Consider the following 1,199-nt stretch of genomic DNA (forward strand, 5'->3'; position numbering starts at 1 on the left):
CGGCCGGCGGGGTCGACCCCGAGCGTGCACGGCTTCCACCACTCCTCGAATCCGGCGTGGTCGACCATCACGCTGAGTTCGTTCTCGGCGACGTCGAGGCATCCGGCGTCGCGAAGCAGCGCGCCGAGATCGCCGCCGCGGGCGCCCACGACGTCGAACGTCATGGACGCGATGAACGCGCGTGCGGTTGACGCGGTATTGATGCCTAGCCCGTAGGGTAGTAGATCTGATACAGTACCTGTCATGACACAGGACGACGCCTTCGCAGCCGACCTGCTGCGCGGCCACACCGACACGATCGTGCTCGGGCTGCTGCGCCGCGGCGACGCCTACGGCTTCGAGATCTACAAGGCCATCCGCGATGCGACGGGCGGCGAGCACGAGATCAAGGAGGCCACGCTCTACGCGACCTACCGCCGTCTCGAGAGGGACGGCCTCGTCGAGTCCTACTGGGGCGACGAGACGCAGGGTGGCCGCCGCAAGTACTACCGCATCACCGACGCCGGTCGCGCCGTCTTCCGCGGCAACGTCGCCGCCTGGGTCGCGACGCGGCGCATCATCGACTCCCTCTTGAACGTGAAGAGCTCAGACGTGAAGGGTACGAAGGACCAATGACCGAGAACATGCACGTCCACCGCCTCCTCGACGAGGCGTTCCGAGGCCACGACATGACCCTCGACGCGCAGGACCTGAAAGAAGAGGTGCGCGCGAACCTCATGGCGCGCGCCACCGAGCTCGAGGCATCCGGGCGCACGCCGACCGACGCAGCCCGCGAGGCGATCGCCGAGCTCGGCGACGTGCGCGAGCTGCTGGGGGAGGGGGCGGATGCCTCGGCGTCGGCGTCGGCGCCCGTCCACGGCGGAACGCCCGCCGACGGCTACGCGGCGCTCATGCAGCGCCACCAAGTCCGTCCGAAGCCCGCGTTCGTCGTCCGCGTCGTGATCTGGTCACTCCTTGCGGTCGCCGGCATCGCGCTCGGCGTCGTGAGCGCGGTGGGCGTCCTGCCGATCGCCCCGGGCGGTCAGATCGCGCTCGTCGTCCTCGCGGCGGCGGCGCTCGGCCTCCTCGTCGGCGACTCGCTCACGCAGGAGACGACGACGAACCACCCGATGCCGTCGCGCCGCGCGGGTGGCTACGGCCTGGCCACCCTCCTCGGCGCGGCAGGGCTCGGCCTCGGCGGGCTCGTTGCGGCCGGGGCG

The 1,199-nt window shown here is 70.8% G+C and carries 2 protein-coding genes; both read left to right on the forward strand.

All coding sequences use genetic code 11. The features are described 5' to 3' along the window. Positions 1–243: 243 nt before the first annotated feature. A complete protein-coding gene (locus tag EIO58_RS18230; protein WP_127820588.1) occupies positions 244–615 on the forward strand; it encodes a PadR family transcriptional regulator in 372 nt (123 codons plus the stop codon). After that, on the forward strand, positions 612–1,199 hold a 588-nt coding region (locus tag EIO58_RS18235; RefSeq protein WP_205789392.1), incomplete at its 3' end, for a permease prefix domain 1-containing protein. The genes EIO58_RS18230 and EIO58_RS18235, both read left to right, overlap by 4 nt.

It is taken from the genome of Microbacterium sp. CPCC 204701 (genome assembly GCF_004010105.1).
Classification (GTDB): domain Bacteria; phylum Actinomycetota; class Actinomycetes; order Actinomycetales; family Microbacteriaceae; genus Microbacterium.

Excerpts from the sequence above, each read along its gene's own strand:
- EIO58_RS18230 (WP_127820588.1), top strand. The coding sequence starts at position 244 with ATGACACAGGACGACGCCTTCGCAGCCGACCTGCTGCGCGGCCACACC.